Source organism: Methanocalculus sp., from assembly GCF_029762515.1.
In the GTDB taxonomy this organism is placed as follows: Archaea; Halobacteriota; Methanomicrobia; order Methanomicrobiales; family Methanocorpusculaceae; genus Methanocalculus.
Genome location: NZ_JARVGN010000539.1, coordinates 1 through 1,262, shown reverse-complemented (window position 1 = coordinate 1,262; position 1,262 = coordinate 1). Strand labels below are relative to the sequence as shown.

The 1,262-nt window shown below is 52.2% G+C and carries 1 protein-coding gene and 1 pseudogene; both read right to left on the bottom strand.

Annotated elements, in window-relative coordinates; genetic code table 11:
• Positions 1–291, bottom strand: a pseudogene (locus QCH34_RS12975) (threonine synthase); the annotation flags it as partial.
• Positions 292–330: 39 nt separating this feature from the next.
• Positions 331–1,104, bottom strand: coding sequence for a nitrilase-related carbon-nitrogen hydrolase (locus QCH34_RS12970; protein WP_300334740.1), 774 nt, complete (start codon positions 1,102–1,104; stop codon positions 331–333).
• Between the last annotated feature and the right edge of the window lie 158 nt (positions 1,105–1,262).

Below are 1,262 nucleotides of genomic sequence, written 5' to 3'. Positions count from 1 at the left end.
CATCCCTTCATGCTTGGCGTAGAGATGCGGAAGACCAAGCGATTCCCCAATCCTTTTCAGATGGTAGAGCGGAGTCCCTCCTTCCTGGAGTGTTACCGGAGGAATTTCAACCGGGAGCAGCTCCCGGTACCGCCAGACTGAAAGGGGGCGGTTTGAGAGATCAGATCTGGAGATTGAGATCTCATCCAGATCATACTCCACCGCAAGGAGATGCCCACATGCAGAACAGGTATACACCACAGAATCGGGAGGATATTCCTTTTTGCAATGGATACAGATGAGACGATGCATATCTACAGATTCGAGCCGAAAGATAATAAGGAGAGGGTATCAGGCCTTGAGATCATACCGTGCATCATCCTGGAAAGGAAAACGTCTCCGGACTGATGCAACATAGTCAGCATCCACATCTGCTACAATACACGCCTCATCCCCCCCTGCGCTGCAGAGGGTTTTTCCGAGGGGATCAGCAATTGCCGATCTGCCACAATAGTGATCGATTGGGTTTGTTCCGGTGGGGGAGACACCTGCAACATAATACTGGTTCTCAACTGCACGGGCCTGCAGAAAAAGTGTGAAGATATCAATTCTGCTGCACGGCCATGCTGCCGGAACCAGCATACACTCAACCCCGAGATCGGCATACCGCCTGAAGAGTTCAGGGAACCTCAGGTCATAGCAGATGGCAAGGCCGACCATAAGCCCGTCGCAGGAGCAGGCCGAGAGCCGATCTCCGGGCACAAAATGTTGATCTTCACCCGCATACCTGAAGAGATGTGTCTTTGCATATCGTGCATGCACAGAGCCATCAGGAGCTGCAATGAAGGCGGTATTCTGGATACCAACCGGTGACTGTGTCCTCTGCGACCCAACGATCCAGACTCCGTGGTCTTCAGCCATCTGACACCAGGCAGACTCAATCGGACCTCCTTTCTCCTCGGCATACTTTGTTGAGGAAGGATCCCACCCGGTTGCATACTGTTCAGGAAAGAGAACAAGATCAGCACCTGATGCAACTGCACTCCGTATGGCATCGTCTGCACGGGCAAGATTTGTATCTGGTGCCTCCGGAACTGAGCCGAGCTGGGCACAACAGATCTTCACTCTATTCACCCTTGCCAGTCTGGTTGGCATATCCTTTCAGAATAACAACGATCGCAACCATCGCTATCAGCATGGCGATGACAAAGAGGACGATCGGAGCAAATGAGATCTGGTATCCCAGTGTCATCAGGCCGACAACGACTGCACCGATTATCATG